The sequence below is a fragment of the Rickettsiales bacterium genome (assembly GCA_029252805.1).
Lineage (GTDB): Bacteria > Pseudomonadota > Alphaproteobacteria > Rickettsiales > JALZUV01 > JALZUV01.
This window is the reverse complement of sequence record JAQXAR010000025.1, coordinates 23551-40650: the sequence shown is the minus strand read 5'-3', so window position 1 is coordinate 40650 and position 17100 is coordinate 23551. Positions and strand designations below refer to the sequence as shown.

The window sequence follows — 17100 nt, the reverse complement described above, 5'->3', positions numbered from 1 at the left end:
AGTTCCAGCTTCAAGATGGCGGTGCTATTCACGGTGCTGTTAACCGGGTGTGGATTGATTCTGGGCTGGCTACTCTATGATTTTGGCCAACAGAATTTTATTCGTGAGACAGAAGCGGCGATTGATTCTGAAATTACTAACACTTTGTCGCTTATGGAAGCACTTTCAAAAGAAGAGAAAACCGCATTCATTGCCGAAAAATCGGCACAACAAGCCCACCCGCTCTATCTCTATCAAAATACGCAAGAACAAAAGCTGGCCGGGAACCTACCCCAAACACCCAAACAGGTCGACCGTATCGCCGAAGGGTTGATTAGCTTTCAAAGTGAAAACCGTCAACTCGCCGCTAAAATACATACCTTTGATGATGGCACTCGTTTGCTGGTCGCCCGTAATATTGACGATATTATCGCCAGCCATCAACGTTTAAAATGGCTCAGTCTATTGATGTTCTTATTTATGCTCACCGTCATTTGCGTCAGCTTTTTCATCAGTTATTTTGTGGTGAGCCGCATTAACCGAATCGGTGGAATCGCCGGACAAATCATTGAAACAGGCGATTTAAGCCGCCGCGTACAGATTGATTCTAACTGGGATGATTTAAGCAATCTGGGCGAAGCCTTGAACCTCCTCCTCGCACGCATTGAAGAGTTGATGCAAGATGTTCGTGATGTTGCTGATAATATCGCTCATGACTTACGTACTCCCCTAACACGCCTGCGTAATCAACTGGAATCACTACAAGAAGAATCCACCACCAAGAAAGAGCAAGCAGTCCTTTTAAGTGAGGTAGATGGCCTCCTTTCCACCTTTAATGCATTACTCAGAATTGCCAATATAGAGAAAGGCAAACGCCATCAGAGTTTTAAAGTACTGGATTTGGGGTCATTACTACAAGACGTCGTCGAACTATATGAACCGTTAGCAGAAGAGAAAGGAATCTCCATTAATGCCAAAATTTTAGAGAGTTCAGCCTTTTCTGGAGACCGCGACTTGCTGTTCCAATTCTTCGCAAACTTGCTAGATAATGCGATTAAATTCTCACCTCAAAACAGCGAAATTCAACTTGAACTAACACAACAGGGTAATGGCATTACAATCATCATTTCCGATCATGGCATTGGGATCGCACAGGGTGAACGCGAAAAAGTATTTGATCGTTTCTACCGTTCCGACCTGAGCCGCCATGAAGCCGGTAGTGGCTTGGGACTTAGCTTAGTCAAAGCGGTGCTCGAGCTCCATAAAGGCACGATTTCGCTCGGAGATAATCACCCGGGTTTATGGGTAAAGATTATCTTCTAACCTTACCATTTTGTAAGTTGGTCAGCGCACCAATTGCGTTATAAAGAAGTCATGAAAATTGCTATTATCGGAACAGGAATATCGGGGCTGAGCTCTGCCTACCTTCTACACCCTCACCACGAGATTACGGTTTATGAAAAGAACGAAGTACTCGGCGGACATAGCCGCACGGTAGAGGTAAAAGTACCGGAGGGAAAAGTGCCAGTGGATACCGGTTTCATCGTGTTTAACCATCGCAATTACCCGCATCTCACGGCATTATTTGAGCATCTAAAGGTTCCCACAGCAAAAAGCGATATGTCCTTCGGAGTAAGCATTGATAAGGGTTGGCTAGAATATGGCACGCAGCAATTAGGTGATATGTTCGCACAAAAGCGTAACTTACTACGCCCCGCTTATTGGAGGATGATCCGCGATATTCTCACTTTTAATAAACAAGCAGGCAAATACCTAGAGCAAAACACCACGCTTACCCTAGGTGAATGCCTCGATGAAATGAAACTGGGCCCATGGTTCCGCGATTATTACTTGCTGGCGATGGGCGGGGCTATTTGGAGCACACCGCTGGAGAAAATGTTAGCCTTTCCAGCACAAGCCTTTCTGCAGTTTTTTGATAATCACGGCCTACTCAGCATCAATGACCAACCCCAATGGCATACGGTGGTGGGCGGTAGTCGTGAATATGTGAAACGCCTTAGTGCCTCTTTCAAAGAACGTATAAAACTCAATTGTGGCGTCAAGCATGTAACGCGTCATGAGGGTTATGTTGAGATTGAAGATGCGCAAGGCGAGACTCACAAATACGACCAAGTCATCTTTGCCTGCCACTCTGATCAGGCGATGCAATTGTTGCAAAACCCAACGCCTAAGGAACAGGATATCGTGGGTTCTATCCGTTACCAACCTAACGAGATGGTACTGCATACAGATACTAGCTTTATGCAGAAGCGACGCAATGCATGGTCAAGCTGGGTGTATCTATCCGAACAGCGTAACGACCAGAACCCTGCTGTTTCCTTAAGTTATTGGATGAATAACCTCCAACCACTAGACACGAAAATTCCTGTGATTGTTACCCTTAACCCCGGGCGCGCACCGGATGCTGCAACCATTCAGGATCGCTACTCATTTGAACATCCGGTATTTGATGCATCCGCGATTCATGCACAATCGCGGATGCATGAAATTCAAGGCAAAGACCGCATCTGGTATTGCGGTGCTTGGCAGCGCAACGGCTTTCATGAGGATGGACTATGGAGTGCCGTGCGTGTCGCAAAGGAACTCGGAGTCGATATTCCGTGGAAATAACCCCACAGATTTATACGGCCAAGGTGATGCATAAACGGCTATTCCCCAAGGTGAATGCTTTTACCTATAGCATGTATTACCTGGCGCTTCCTTTGGTGGAAATCGCCGAAATTAAACTCCCCGCCATGATGAGCTTTCATGCAAAAGACCATGGCGCCAAAGAGGGCGCAGATTTAGAACCGTGGATAAGAGCTATTCTGGCTGATTACGGATTGAATGACGTTACCGAACATATCACTCTCATCAGTATGCCGCGTATTCTGGGTTATGTATTTAACCCGGTTAGTTTCTGGTTATGCCTTGATGAAAATAAACAATTACGGGCAGTGCTGGCACAGGTGAATAACACATTCGGGGAAACGCATCATTATCTCTGCGCCCATACCGACCACCGCGTGATTGACGCTGATGACCTACTAGTGGCGCAAAAACTCTTTCATGTTTCGCCTTTCCTAAAACGTGAAGGAAGTTACCAATTCCGTTTTTCCTTAAATAAAAACACACTAGGTATCTGGATTGATTTCTACGATGCACAAGGCGAAAAGCAGCTCATCACCTCACTGACAGGAACATTAACCCCCCTTACCAAGCAGTCCCTACGCCGAGCTTTCTGGACGCATCCGCTGGTCACACTCAAAACCATCTTCTTGATTCACTGGCAGGCAATAAAGTTACTCTCGAAAGGCCTCAAATACATTTCCAAACCTACGCAACGCAAAGAGCGACTCAGCAGTACAGACAACCTTACCAAATGGTAATGTGATGGTAAGCAACCCGTTAGGCGCCTTCCTTATAATGAAACGAAATAATAAAGGCATTTCCATGTGGCAAAAATCCGTGACGGATCGTTTTTTAAGAACGTTAGAGAAGATTGAACATGGTTCTTTCCAATGCACTTTGCCCAATGGCACGCTTTACAGCTTTCAAGGCACCCAACCCGGCGCACATGGCACCTTACATATCCACGATTGGCGAATGATCTCAGCACTGTCTGCCAAAGGCGATATCGGACTGGCCGAAACCTACCGTGATGGCGGCTGGAGTTCCGAAAACTTGACGGATCTTCTGCTGGTCGGCGCGCAGAATGAAAAAGCGATTGGACCCTATATTTATGGTGGATTTCTCTCACGCCTCATGACTCAATTTCTGTATCGATTTACACGCAATACATTAAAAGGCAGCAAGCGTAATATTCATGCGCATTATGATCTCGGCAATGAGTTCTACAAGCTATGGCTCGACCCCAGCATGAGCTACTCTGCCGCTCTATTTAAAGAGGGCGGTGAGTCTCTAGAGCAGGCTCAATATAACAAATATGACCGCATGTTAGATCGTTTAAACGTTTCATCAGGTCGTTTGCTGGAAGTGGGTTGCGGTTGGGGTGGCTTGGCCGAACGGGCGATCACTCAGCATGACTTTGAGGTAAAAGGCATTACCCTCTCTGCACAACAGCACACCTATGCCACCCAACGATTAGGCGGTAATGCCGAGATTGTATTGGAAGATTACCGCCATCAACAAGGCAAATATGATTCCATTATCTCGATTGAAATGTTCGAAGCTGTGGGCGAAAAATTCTGGCCCACTTACTTCCAAAAGATGGAATCTCTGCTCAAAGATAAAGGCACAGCAGTCGTACAAACCATCACTATCGGCGAACCTTATTTTGACCAATATCGCAAAACTGGCGATATGATTCGCAGCTTCATCTTCCCCGGCGGCATGCTGCCGACACCGACTCGCTTCGCACAAGAGGCGAATAAAGCAGGGCTGCAGGTGACAGATAGCTTCGCCTTCGGCAAAGATTACGCTCGCACGCTACGCCACTGGCTCGAAACGTTCGAACTTAAATTACCCCAAGTGCGAGCACTCGGATTTGATGAATCGTTTATTCGCCTATGGCGTTTTTATCTGGCGGTATGTATCGCAGGCTTTGAAACAGGCCGCACTGATGTGATGCAGTTGGAGTTACAGCATGCGTAAACTACTACTAATGGCCATCGTATTTTGGTTATCAGCAACTCAGGCACTTGCTTTCGAGATGGCGCAAAAACATATCCCAAATGCCAAGCAAGTAGGTGAAGCACGGATGACTTATCTGCTATGGGATGTCTATGATGTCACTCTACATGCGCCGAAAGGTCAATGGAGTGCGGATAAACCTTTCGCCCTGACGCTGCATTATTTACGCGCATTAGACGGCGAGGCGATTGCTGAACGCTCCGCCGCAGAAATGCGCAAACAGGGGTTCACCAATGAAATAAAGCTGGCCGCGTGGTACTCGCAAATGCGTGATATTTTCCCCGATGTGAAAAAAGACACAAAACTGGTCGGTCTTTATACTCCCAACGCGCCGACACGTTTCTATAAAGATGGCAAAGCAATCGGCATGATAAAAGACCCTGAATTCGGGCACTGGTTCTTCGACATTTGGTTATCGGACAAAACATCGGAACCCCAACTTCGCCGCCAGTTATTAGGGTTACGCTAGTGCTGCTACGCAAAGATATTTTGAACTATAGCTTACTGGCGCTGCCTTTAGCCTTTGTTGGTTTGCCGCTTTATATCCACGCGCCTGATTTTTACGTGACACAGCACGGGCTATCGCTTTCCACCCTTGCGGCATTATTATTAGGGTTGCGTGTTATTGATGCCATTCAAGATCCACTTATTGGCATATTGAGCGACAAATTCGCACAGAAACGTTTTAGCTTCATGCTGATTGCGCTAGTTATCTTAGCAGTAGCTTTCTACGCCTTATTTACACCTTTTACCAACCATGTTGCAGGATGGTTTGTAGTGAGTATGCTGCTGGCGACAACCGCCTTCAGCATACTCACCGTGAATTTAAACGCCTTAGGCGCACTCTGGAGTTCCGAATCACACCAACAAACTCGCATCACTACCACGCGCGAAGGCATAACGCTTATTGGCCTCACCTGCGCGGTCGTACTCCCCCCTCTGTTGCAAAAATGGATGGATATCTCGCAAGCCTTTTCATGGATGAGCGCCTTATTACTTCTATTGAGTCTGCTCGGATTCTGGCGATTTTCCGGCTGGTATAAGCAGTATGCTTCACCAAAGCCCAAAGCCGCCCAGTCACCTGTTTCTTTTTGGAAGAATATCAAAAACCTCTCACCTAGAACGCGCCATTTCTATACGACTTATGCCGTCAGCATGCTGGCCTCCGCCATGCCAGCGGTACTTGTGCTATTTTTCATTCGTGACCGCTTGGGGTTGGAAGAATATACAGGATTATTCCTGCTCACCTATTTCTTATCAGGCGTTATCGCCATGCCTTTATGGAAAACACTCAGTAACAATTATAGCCCCGAATGCGCATGGCTGGCCGCGATGCTACTGGCCGTGATTAGCTTTATCGGCGCCTTCTTGCTGAATGAAGGCAACCTCGTTCCCTATCTAATTATTTGCATCGCCTCTGGCTTCTCGCTAGGAGGAGACTTAGCCTTACCTCCTGCAATTCTTGCGCGTCACATGCATGGACAAGCAACGCAAAATAGTGCCTCAAGCCAATTCGCAATTATGACCTTCATCGCAAAATCCGCACTGGCCTTTGCTGGCATTATTGCCCTACCAATACTCGACTCTATGGGCTTCACCGCGGCAGCTAGCAACTCTAACAAAGCACTGTTTGGTCTAAGCCTGACCTACGCGCTGATTCCCTGCATTATTAAATTAGGCGCCGTACTAATGCTTTGGCATGCCATCAATAAAGGAGAGATAAATGAAAAAGATATTAACCTTAATACTGATAGGAGTGGGCGTAACGCTCAGTAGCTGTATGGGAAATTCACTAGACTATTACAAAGACACCACCCCTAAAGCCGATATTAAGGCCTATTTTGACGGCCCTATAAAAGCATGGGGTATCGTGCAAGATTGGCGTGGACGTGTCACAAACCGTTTTGACGTGACCATGGTCGGCAGCTGGGAAGGCGATATCGGCACCCTCGAAGAAGACTTCATCTTTTACGATGGCAAAACCCAAAAACGCACCTGGACTATCACAAAGCTTGATGATGGAACCTATGAAGGTACGGCAGGCGATATCCTTGGCAAAGCCGTCGGCGGTGTTTCCGGCAGCGCTGTGCAGTGGGCCTACACGATGGATGTCCCTGTCGATGACACCACTTACCGCCTAAAATTCGATGACTGGATGTGGCAAATGAATGATGGAGTGCTGATAAATCGTTCCTATATGAAAAAATTTGGTATTACGGTGGCTGAACTCACGCTCTTCATGCAGAAACAATAATATTATGACCTTCAAAAACGAACATATCTGGATTATCGGTGCCAGTAGCGGCATCGGCGAAGCGCTAGCGAAAGAGTTAGCCTCACAAGGCGCAACGCTGATCCTGTCGGCACGCCGGCAGGAAGAATTAGAAACGCTTAATGGCGAACTAGGGGGCGACCATAGTGTCGTGCCACTAGATGTATCGGATAGTGATGCGGTACAGAAAGCGTTTAAGGATGTTTCTTTACACACGCCAAAGCTTGATCGCGTCATCTTTATGGCCGCACTTTATCGCCCAAATGATGTCGATAAGATGGATGTGGAGTTTGCAAAAAAACTAGTGGAGGTAAATCTACTCGGTGCAATTTACGTGACCTATGCCACCCTCCCTATTTTCGATAAACAGAAAGCAGGCCAGTTAGTGCTCTGCGGTAGTGTGGCCGGATATACGGGCTTACCCGGCGGCCAACCGTATAGCGCCACTAAGGCCGGCATTATCAATTTTGCCGAAAGCTTGCATGCTGAGGCGCAAGAGTATGTCGATATCAAACTCATCAATTCAGGCTTCGTCCGCACCCGCATCACCGATAAAAACAAATTCCACATGCCCATGCGGATTGAGCCAGAACAGGCGGTCAAAGCCATTGCGAAAGGCTTAAGAGCCCGCGCGTTTGAAATCCATTTCCCAAAAGGTTTTACGCTGATGACGAAGTTCCTAAAGCTTTTACCCTATTCGCTGACCTTATGGATCACACGCAAAATGCGTGAAAAAGGGTAGGAATCACCCCACCCTTTTTCAGACTCAATGCTGTTCGACTTATGCCTTTCTGGTAAGGGTAAACTGCTCCCATTTTAGTTTCATGACCGCACCGTGGCGTTCAATGAGCGAAGCAGCAACGATGATACCCGGCATAGAGGAAGGCGGAAAACTACTCGTTCACGGCCCCAATGTAATGAAAGGGTACCTACTGGCCAATAACCCGGGAGAACTCATACCCCCACAAGATAACTGGTACGACACGGGTGACATTGTCGATATTGACGAACAAGGCTTCATTAGCATTAAAGGCCGCGCCAAACGCTTCGCAAAAATTGGCGGGGAAATGGTTTCACTAACAGCAGTGGAAAGCTATCTCTCCAACCTCTGGCCTAATGCCGCACATGCCGTCGTAGCACTTCCCGATCCCAAAAAAGGCGAGCAACTGATTTTATTCACCGAACAACGCGATGCGGAACGTTCCGCTATCATCGCCTATACCAAACAAGAGGGTATCGGCGAATTATCAAACCCCAAAACCATTCATATTATCGATGAAATTCCTTTACTCGGAACTGGGAAACTCGACTATGTGTCCATAAAAGAATTGGCCGAAGAACTGTCCTAACGCATAGGTAAACTCCCTATCTAAAGACACTCGTTGGTGAAAATTAGGCAGCTTCCAACTGCGTATAATAGAATAGCTTGCGACCCGAAGCAGAAATTTGTTCGGTTGTGACTATTTTTGCATTTTCCTGCAAAATTCTAGAGAAACTTGCCTCATCATAATCCTTAAAAATGTCCTCTCTATTGGCGAGCATCGTTTGCACCATGCCATCATTTTTAGGAACCCATTCGATAATGCCGCTTGGCGCCATCGCCGTTAAATAGGTGATCGCATCTTCCAAAGGCACATTCCCACCAATCACAATATGATGCAGCACTGCCAGTGATATAACCATATCCGCCTGACTCCGCTCCAAAAGCCCAGAACGTTCCCTCTCACACCATCCCAAATTAGGCGATGGGTTCAGTAAATTCTGATAAATAGGTAAGAAGTTGCTTCCTGTATCTTGGCTTCGCTTAAAGGATTTAGCCAATGCGCCATGATCCATTTCCATTCCAACAACGTAGCTAGCACCGGATTCAAGGGCGGTTAGGCTGAACTCGCCCGTATTGCAGCCAATATCCCATAACATTTCCGGTTTGACCTCACTGACGATCTTTTCAAGAAAGGCGTGCTTGCTTTTAACCTCCTGATTATCGTAATTACGCATGGTATCGTAATGACTCCAGACCGTTTGCTTCTCAGGATTGGGCAGCGATACTATCCACTTGCGCAATTGCTTTAAAATAAATTCAAAGCCGGCCTTTGGCAATTTCCCCTTCACCGTCTTTTTGGATCTATCCGTTGAGCCAAGCTGTTTTCGTTCGAATAACATAGGCAGATAAATATAGTTTAAATAGCGGATGGAACATTTCTTATACCACGGCATTGCGGCATGCACTATTTCTGCCGGAATGCCTTTAAAATGTCCCCGGTATAATTCATTGTACGGAATATCAGCACCAGCCCAAAGCAATAATGGACTCAAAAATTGATCCACAAATTGTTGCTGGGCTTTCCACAACATCCCCTCATCATAGGGCTGAAATGAAAGCAGGTCGATGAAGACCGGACGCGCACCTATGAACTGGATATTATAGGCTGTTGCATCGGAAAGCGTCATCCCATATTCCAGACTCTCCAGATAGATATCGAGTTGCAACAATGCCGCCTGACGCAATTGCTCAAACCCCCATTCATAAGGGTAGGATATAAACGGAATTTTGGGATGTGAAACGAGAATCTCAGCTGATTCGACCGGTATATCAAACCGTTCTTTTTTCTCATGCTTATAAGGAACTAATTTTCCGCTCTCAATAAGAGATTGATAGAGCCCTGAATCCTCACCTAATTTAAAATTAGCTTCTCCACAGCGAGTAATAACACGATAGACATTCGCATTTTCATCGTATAAAATCTGCCCGCTGGGATCGCGGAACGAACTTCCGCTTTTCTTTAGCTCTATCATATATGCCTCAATGTACAGGTAATTTCCGAATTTAGTAGTGAGACATAGAAATGCCAGCTTTTTTCTTCCCCTTTATCCTTTTGTTACCGGTTGAAGCCTACGCCTATATTGACCCGGCAACAGGAGGGCTGCTGGTTCAAATTATTATCGGCGCAGTGGTCACTGCAATCGCTACCGGCAAACTATGGTGGTATAGGTTAATGAACCTTTTCGGAAACAAAGATACTCCTCCTTCGAAAGAGAGCAAAGCAAGCGCGGACCCGAAACTGGATGAATAAAACATTCTTCCTAAGCCTGTTTCTCATCTTCCAAACGAACTTGATGTATTTCACATCTCAGAACACAACTTATGTAAGCTTTCTTGATTTCCCAAAAATGTTTGTTGTTCTTGCTTGTCTCTTTTTACTCGTTACAGGGATAGTATACATCCTGACACGCAATTGGAAATCAACCGAACGAATCTTGATAATCTTGGTCCTTGGCTGGCTATTCTATCCTTATGCGTTTTTAAAACCCATTACTGCATTCATCTCATTGCTGCCACCTGCCGTGCTGCCCTTTACCAACATCATCAGTCAATGTAGCTTCGCGGCAATATTGATCGGCCTTATTTATTCTACAAAAAAATGGTCGATTACGCCTAACCTCAGAAAAATACTCATCGTCTATTCTCTTGTTATTGTTTGCTTTAATAGTTTTAATTTATACGATCGCTACTCATTCAAACATCAGGAATTCTCATTTAATAAACTGGAAGAAACTCTCAAGAACCATGAACCGGTCACCACACCTCATATCGTTTATATTGTGCCTGACAGGTATGCGAGTAATGAATCACTGCTTGATTATTACGGGTTTCACAATGACACATTCACGCAGTCTCTCAGAGATAAAGGGTTTTATGTCTGGGACGCGCAAAATGCAAACTATACGAAAACCTTTCAGTCCATTGCCTCCACCCTCAATATGACGTATCTCGATAGCATGATAGATACCATCGGCGAAGATACGCCCTATCATACACCCATGTACGAGGTCTTAGAGGACCATCAGGTTCAGCGCATTCTAAAGGATATAGGGTATTATTTCGTCCATATGGGCAACTGGTGGGATGCGACACGTGTTAACGCGCATGCTGATCTATCGGTTTCGCCTAAAAGCTTCATTACCGAATTTATTGCTGGATATCTTAGCTTCACCCCCTTTACTTCTTTGCAGGACAGCCCGCTTTTCAAGACCGATAACCCGCACGCATGCGAATTGATACAACGACAACGCCAAGCCGTGATCGACAGACTTAAAGAACCCACCCCCCAATTTATTTATTGGCATTTATTTACCTCTCATCCTCCTTATCTGTATAATTCTGATGGAAGTTGTAGCGAGAAAACTCGTTGGGCGAAGAAGTCTTGGGACGACAAAAAACAGGCTTATACTGAACATATCGAACATACTAATAATCTTATCCTAGGGTTGCATAACCAGCTCATAAATGAGCTACCCTACCCTGTAATATTTGTTGTGCAGTCAGATGAAGGGCCCTATCCGCAAAACTATCTTCTTAATTGGGATCAGTTTAATTTCTGGGAAGCCAGCGACACCGAGCTCAAACAAAAATTTGGAATTCTCAATAGCATTTACTTCCCCTCCGGCCACTATCCTCAGTTTGAAACAGAGGCAACACCCGTAAATAATTTTAGACTCATTCTGTCAGAAATATACGGGATCGATTTACCTAGACTTGAACATCGAAGTTACAGTTTCGAATATAATCAATCTCCCTACAAGCTACACGACATTACGGATCGTTTACAAAGCCCTACTAATAATCGGCAATCTACCTATGGGGAAACGCCTCACGCGCAATCTCTTCCACGCTGATTGGCTGCTTATCCCGCTTGCTTAGCAAGCGCCTGTTCTATCTCAGGCAAATGGAGCGTTTGGGTTGGGAAGGCCATTTCAGCCTTATGTTGCGCAATGATATCGGCAATTTTCAGCAGCACATCCTGTTTAATCTCATGGAACTTAATCCAATTGGTGGTGTGAGTGAAAGTATAGATAAAGAAATCGCAAGACGAAGGACTAAAGGCATTGAGATGCACGATTAAGGTTTGTGACTCATCAATCTCCGAATGCACCTTTAACATCTCACGCACAGCGTCGGTAATGGCATGCATCTGGCTAATATCATCATAGCGTATGCCAATCGTTTCATAAATCCGGCGATGACTCATACGCGAAGGATTCTCTACCGCCACTTGCGTAAATACCGCATTCGGAACGTAAAGCGGGCGCTTATCAAACGTACGAATCGTCGTCATACGCCAGCCAATTTGTTCGATCGTGCCCTCAATCTCGCGGTCGGGCGAGCGAACCCAGTCGCCAACGCTGAACGGACGATCCAGATAAATCATCATGGCGCCAAAGAAATTAGCCAGCAAATCCTTGGCTGCAAAACCAACAGCAATTCCCCCGATTCCTCCGAAGGTCAGTACCGCATTAATCGAATACCCCAGCGTCTGAAGAATAATCAGCCCCGTGGTAATCACAATGGAGGCTTTTAGTAGATTGCTAATGGCATCAATGGTTGTGAGATCAACCGTTTTTCCCTTGTGCTTTTGGTGTTGTATGATGGCCTGCGCCGCATTTCGGGTAAAGCGAAGCAATGCCCATCCGATGACGATAATAAATAATAGCTCGCTCAGCTTTGGAACCGATGAAAATAAAGGAGTGTCTGTTTCAGTATGAATAATCTCTGCGGCGAAACCAATACCCAATATCCAGATGATGGCACGTAAGGGCTTGCGAATAGACGCGATTAACGCATCATCCCATAGCGTCTGAGTTTTCTCGAGTTTGCCTTCCAAGCGCCGTAATAAAAAGCCCGCAATCAGGCTCAACATGAGAGTGAATAACACAACGATGAAGACCTGCGTCATCCAGCCCATATCAATGGTTGAAGCTAAACTCGTTTCAAAAAATACTGTCCATTTTTCCCACATAGGCTGGAATAAGGCGGTTTATCGGAGGCTTGTCAAGCGTAGTAAAGTTTCCGACCGATTCCAACAGGATTAGCCGTCACCTATTCGGCACTATCAGGTGAAATAGACCTACTCACTCTCTTTTTCCAGCTTACGCGCCGTTGCTTCAGGCGAAGAGGTAAAGCGTGCCAAGAATTGATAGGCGACGGGTACCGCAAATAGGGTAAACAAAGTCGCCGCAATCGCACCGAACAAAATAACGATACCAATCGCGGCGCGAGTTTCGGCGCCCGGCCCAAAAGCGAGTACAAGCGGGATAGAGCCAGCGGCAGTGGTGATACCCGTCATCACAATAGGACGCAAGCGAGTCAGCGATGCCTCGCGCAGTGCTTCGGGGATCGTTTTTCCCTGATCACGCAGCTGGTTGGCAAACTCTACAATGAGAATACCGTTTTTAGCCGCTAGCCCAACCAACATAATCAAACCAATCCGCGTATAAATATTCATCGTGACATCCAATAAGGCCATGCCCGCCAACGCTCCCGCAATCGCTAAGGGCACCGTCAGCATGATGGTAATGGGATGCACATAACTTTCAAACTGCGCGGCCAGCACCAGATAAACAATTAAGAGCCCCATCAGGAAGGTGAAGAAAATGGAACTGCCATACGATTGGAAGTCCTCCGACTGACCTTTATAATCGATAATCACCTGTTCTGGAAGGTGCTCGGCGACCACTCCTTCCAGATGCGCCAGCGCTTCGCCCAGCGTATAGCCATCTTGCAGGTTCGCCTCTATCGTAATCGCACGCACGCGATTATAGCGGTTCAGTGTGGGTGAATCGGCGAATTCTTTGATGAAGACCAAATTAGAAAGCGGGATAAGTGCATTGCCACGACTGGAGCGAATATAAATATTCTCGATACTGGTGGGAGTACTCTGAAACGCGCGCTCCCCCTCCACAATCACATCATATTCTTCACCCGCTTCGATATAGGTGGTTACTTTGCGTGACCCCATCATAGTTTCCAGCGTTCGGCCAATTTCGCTGACCGTCACGCCCAATTCAGCAGCGCGATTGTAATCAATGGTGATTTGTAGCTGCGGTTTGGTTTGCTTATAGTCAGAATCAATGCCCAAAAATCCGGGATTCTGCTGTGTGATTTGCTCGATAAGAGTGTCGCGCCACCCAGCAAGCACCTCATACGTACCCCCGCCAATGACAAACTGCACCGGCTTCTGAATACGCCCGCCAAAGCCTTGCCGCATGACCGGAAATGCACGCACTCCGGGCAGGTCAGCCAGTTTGCCACGTACTTCATTCATAATAGTATTAGCATCGCGGCGCTTACTCCAATCATTGAGCACGACAATCACAATACCACTATTAAAGGATTCGTAACTACCGAAACTACGCGGCGCACGCACCAGAAGGCGGGTAAATTCCTCCGACTCCACATAGGGCATCATCCGCGCTTCGATCTCATCCATATATTCGGTCATATAATCGTAGGAGGCGCCCTCAGGACCATTGACCAATACGAAAAATGCCCCGCGATCTTCCTTTGGCGCGTATTCGCTAGGGATGATCGAGAGCATTGCGCCAACGAACCCAAGTAAACTCAAGAGGACGAAAAACATGAGTCGAGGATGCCTTAGTACCCAGCCTAATTGTCGACCATAAGCATTCTGCACACTCGTAAACCCCGCCGTGATTTTCTGGCTGATAATGGAAGGCTTAGGGTCCTGCTTTAGCAGAAACGAGGCAATGACCGGGGTCAGCGTGAGCGCTACCAGACTGGAGAATCCCACTGCTGCCGCCATTGTCACGGCAAACTCTGAAAATAATCGACCGATATCGCCTTCTAAAAATGCGAGCGGCACAAAGACTGATACTAACACCAGCGAGGTCGAAATCACCGCAAATGAAATCTCCCGCGTACCCCGAAAAGCAGCGACCAGCGGTGTTTCACCAAATTTCTGCATCCGACGATAAATATTTTCCAGCACCACAATCGCATCATCCACCACCAGTCCGATCGCCAGAACCAGCGCGAGTAAAGTCAGCAGGTTAACCGAGTAATCCAATGCATAAAGCACGATAAAGGTTGCCGTAAGCGAGATAGGCACCGTGACGGCCGGGATAATGACGGAGCGGATATCTCCCAAGAATAGATAGATAACGATGATCACCAGTAAAATGGCAATGGCGAGGGTTTTATAGACCTCGTTAATCGCCCCTTCAATAAAGACGGAACTATCGTAGCTTTGCTTGATCTCCATCCCTGCGGGTAGCTTACCCACCAAACGCAGCGCCTCTGCTTTGGCAAGACGGGTTACATCCAGCGTGTTGGCGGTCGATTGCTTGATGACCCCCAGGCCCACCATCGGCACCTCATTGCCACGGAAAAAGATACGATTTTCCTCGACGCCTTTTTCCACTTTAGCGACATCGCCCAAGCGTACTAGATAGCCATTCGCGCCACGCGCAATCACCAGATTGGAAAAATCTTCAGCCGAGCGGAAAGAGCGCTCCAACCGCAGCGTAAATTGCGTATTCTTCGATTCCAAGCTACCTGCCGGTAACTCGACATTTTCCTGCCGCAAGGCATTCTCAATATCCGCAACAGTCAGGTTCCGTGCCGCAAGCTGGTTTCGATCCAACCACACCCGCATGGCATAGGTCAGCCCACCGCCCACACGTACCCGAGCCACACCGTCCAGCACCGAAAAACGATCGACCAAATATCGCTCTGCATAGTCGGTCAGCTCCGGCACCGTCATCCGATCGGACACCAGATTCAGCCACATAATCACATCATCATTGGAATCCACTTTTTGGATCTCTGAGGGTTCGGCTTCTTCGGGCAGATCGTCCAGAATCGTTGAAACACGATCACGAATATCGTTAGCGGCGGCGTCAATATCGCGATTCACGCTAAACTCGATCGTCACGCGCGAACGGCCATCCTCACTCACCGAAGAAATGGATCGGATACCCTCGACACCCGCAATACGGTCCTCGACGAGTTCGGTAATGCGCGTTTCGACCACATTGGCCGCCGCACCGGGATAGATCGTGTCGACCGAAATAATCGGCGGATCAATGTCAGGATATTGGCGCAAAGGTAGCTCCATAAAGGCCACCACGCCAATAACAATCAGCAACAACGAAATAACGGAAGCCAGTACCGGACGCTTCACGCAGATATCAGAAATCATCATGGGGTGCTGCCCTTAGCATTGCCGTTTAGCATGCTATCTAACGAATCGCCGCCCGTATCTTCACCGCGGATCGTCACGAGTTGGTTGGGCCGTAGATTCATCATCCCACGCGTGATGAGTTTTTCTCCGACTTCAATGCCCTTTAGAATCTCTACCGATCCATGAAAACGCGTGCCAATTTTAACCGGGCGCTGATCCGCGAGCAAATCTTCTGTCGCCACATAAAGATAATGCTGGTCACCTTTCATCACCAAGGCTTCCTCAGGCACCGTAATGGATTTACGAGGGTTTTTGAGTAGCTCAACCGACATTAAAAGTCCGGCATTCAATAAGTTAGCCTCATTAGGCAAAACCGCACGCACCTGCACTGAACGGGTGATAGGATTGATAGCAGGATCAATGCTGCTCACCGTGCCGTGAAATTGCTGATCACCAAAGGCGCGGGCGCGGGCGATAATTGGCAATCCGGTTTTGAGTACGGGTAGAAAGGTCGAAGGAACGGAGAAATCCAACTTCATCATCGTATCGTCATACAGAGTGGTAATGATATCTCCCGGCTCCACCAGCGCCCCCACACTGATATTACGTAACGAAACCACTCCGGAGAAAGGCGCTTTAAGCAACCGGTCACTCATGCGCGATTCAATCGCGTTCAGGCGTGCTTTGGCGGTTTCCATATCACGGCGGCGTAAATCCAGCACCGATTTGCTGGCCGCACTGGTCGCCGTTAGCTCTTTATAACGGGTAAATTGCTTGCGGGCTTCGTTCAAAGTGGAGCGCGCTGCACGCAATAGAGCATGCTCTTCGCTGCTGGTCATCTCCACCAGCGTATCGCCTTGCTCGACCCGCTGCCCATCGTCAAAATGCAGGGCAGTGATTTTCTCCGTCACCGTCGCGGTGATTTCAACCGATTCATTGGCCTGCAGCGTACCAAGCGCCTCCACCCGATCCGAGATAGGACTGATTTTGACAATCGAAACAATCACTGCTGGAGCAGAAAGTTTCTGTGCAAAAACAGGCATTGCCAGCAGCATTGATGCCGCAAAAGCCATTCCATAAAAACATCGTTCTAAACGCATTGCCAACACCCTATAAGCTTTCATTAAGGAAACAAAAATAGGCGTGAAACGGTCGAGTTGCAAAGACTATTATATTGAAAATTTGTAATGTAGCGCTCTCTTTGGAATGGAATCA

The 17100-nt window shown here is 47.2% G+C and carries 15 protein-coding genes; 11 read left to right on the top strand and 4 right to left on the bottom strand.

What is annotated here, in order from left to right:
* The first annotated feature begins 15 nt into the window (after positions 1–15).
* The 9 genes from P8P30_04995 (at position 16) to P8P30_04955 (ending at position 8253) form a co-directional block, all read left to right on the top strand.
* On the top strand, positions 16–1302 hold the full coding sequence (locus P8P30_04995) for a HAMP domain-containing sensor histidine kinase (protein ID MDG1286905.1): 1287 nt from the start codon (positions 16–18) through the stop codon (positions 1300–1302).
* Positions 1303–1353: 51 nt separating this feature from the next.
* Entirely contained in the window at positions 1354–2610 is a 1257-nt protein-coding gene (locus P8P30_04990; GenBank protein ID MDG1286904.1) for an FAD-dependent oxidoreductase, read from the top strand.
* Entirely contained in the window at positions 2601–3368 is a 768-nt protein-coding gene (locus P8P30_04985; GenBank protein ID MDG1286903.1) for a DUF1365 domain-containing protein, read from the top strand. Before P8P30_04990 ends, P8P30_04985 begins: the two co-directional genes overlap by 10 nt.
* A 37-nt stretch (positions 3369–3405) precedes the next feature.
* On the top strand, positions 3406–4593 hold the full coding sequence (locus tag P8P30_04980) for a cyclopropane-fatty-acyl-phospholipid synthase (GenBank protein ID MDG1286902.1): 1188 nt from the start codon (positions 3406–3408) through the stop codon (positions 4591–4593).
* Positions 4586–5101, top strand: coding sequence for a chalcone isomerase family protein (locus P8P30_04975; protein MDG1286901.1), 516 nt, complete (start codon positions 4586–4588; stop codon positions 5099–5101). Before P8P30_04980 ends, P8P30_04975 begins: the two co-directional genes overlap by 8 nt.
* A complete protein-coding gene (locus P8P30_04970) occupies positions 5101–6408 on the top strand; it encodes an MFS transporter (protein ID MDG1286900.1) in 1308 nt (435 codons plus the stop codon). Before P8P30_04975 ends, P8P30_04970 begins: the two co-directional genes overlap by 1 nt.
* Positions 6356–6886, top strand: a complete 531-nt coding sequence (locus P8P30_04965; protein ID MDG1286899.1) for a DUF3833 domain-containing protein — start codon at positions 6356–6358, stop codon at positions 6884–6886. The genes P8P30_04970 and P8P30_04965 overlap by 53 nt, the downstream gene beginning before the upstream one ends.
* A gap of 4 nt (positions 6887–6890) precedes the next feature.
* Positions 6891–7646 (top strand): SDR family NAD(P)-dependent oxidoreductase, encoded by a 756-nt coding sequence (locus tag P8P30_04960; protein MDG1286898.1) that lies wholly within the window; start codon positions 6891–6893, stop codon positions 7644–7646.
* Positions 7647–7728: 82 nt separating this feature from the next.
* Positions 7729–8253: an AMP-binding protein gene (locus P8P30_04955; protein ID MDG1286897.1), complete on the top strand. Its 525-nt coding sequence runs from the start codon at positions 7729–7731 to the stop codon at positions 8251–8253.
* 43 nt (positions 8254–8296) lie between these two features.
* On the opposite strand, the gene P8P30_04950 is transcribed toward P8P30_04955, so the two are convergent.
* On the bottom strand, positions 8297–9700 hold the full coding sequence (locus P8P30_04950; GenBank protein ID MDG1286896.1) for a class I SAM-dependent methyltransferase: 1404 nt from the start codon (positions 9698–9700) through the stop codon (positions 8297–8299).
* 50 nt (positions 9701–9750) lie between these two features.
* Between P8P30_04950 and P8P30_04945 the strand changes: the two genes are divergently transcribed.
* Both P8P30_04945 and P8P30_04940 read left to right on the top strand, forming a co-directional pair.
* Entirely contained in the window at positions 9751–9978 is a 228-nt protein-coding gene (locus tag P8P30_04945; GenBank protein MDG1286895.1) for a hypothetical protein, read from the top strand.
* A 184-nt stretch (positions 9979–10162) separates the two neighbouring features.
* Positions 10163–11581: a hypothetical protein gene (locus tag P8P30_04940; protein MDG1286894.1), complete on the top strand. Its 1419-nt coding sequence runs from the start codon at positions 10163–10165 to the stop codon at positions 11579–11581.
* Positions 11582–11589: 8 nt separating this feature from the next.
* Here the strand turns inward: P8P30_04940 and P8P30_04935 are convergent, their stop codons facing one another.
* The 3 genes from P8P30_04935 to P8P30_04925 all read right to left on the bottom strand — a co-directional run bounded on the left by P8P30_04935 (position 11590) and on the right by P8P30_04925 (position 16985).
* Complete coding sequence (locus P8P30_04935) at positions 11590–12702, bottom strand: mechanosensitive ion channel family protein (protein MDG1286893.1); 1113 nt, start codon at positions 12700–12702, stop codon at positions 11590–11592.
* A 108-nt stretch (positions 12703–12810) separates the two neighbouring features.
* Positions 12811–15906, bottom strand: coding sequence for an efflux RND transporter permease subunit (locus P8P30_04930; GenBank protein MDG1286892.1), 3096 nt, complete (start codon positions 15904–15906; stop codon positions 12811–12813).
* On the bottom strand, positions 15903–16985 hold the full coding sequence (locus P8P30_04925) for an efflux RND transporter periplasmic adaptor subunit (protein ID MDG1286891.1): 1083 nt from the start codon (positions 16983–16985) through the stop codon (positions 15903–15905). Before P8P30_04925 ends, P8P30_04930 begins: the two co-directional genes overlap by 4 nt.
* Positions 16986–17100 lie beyond the last annotated feature (115 nt).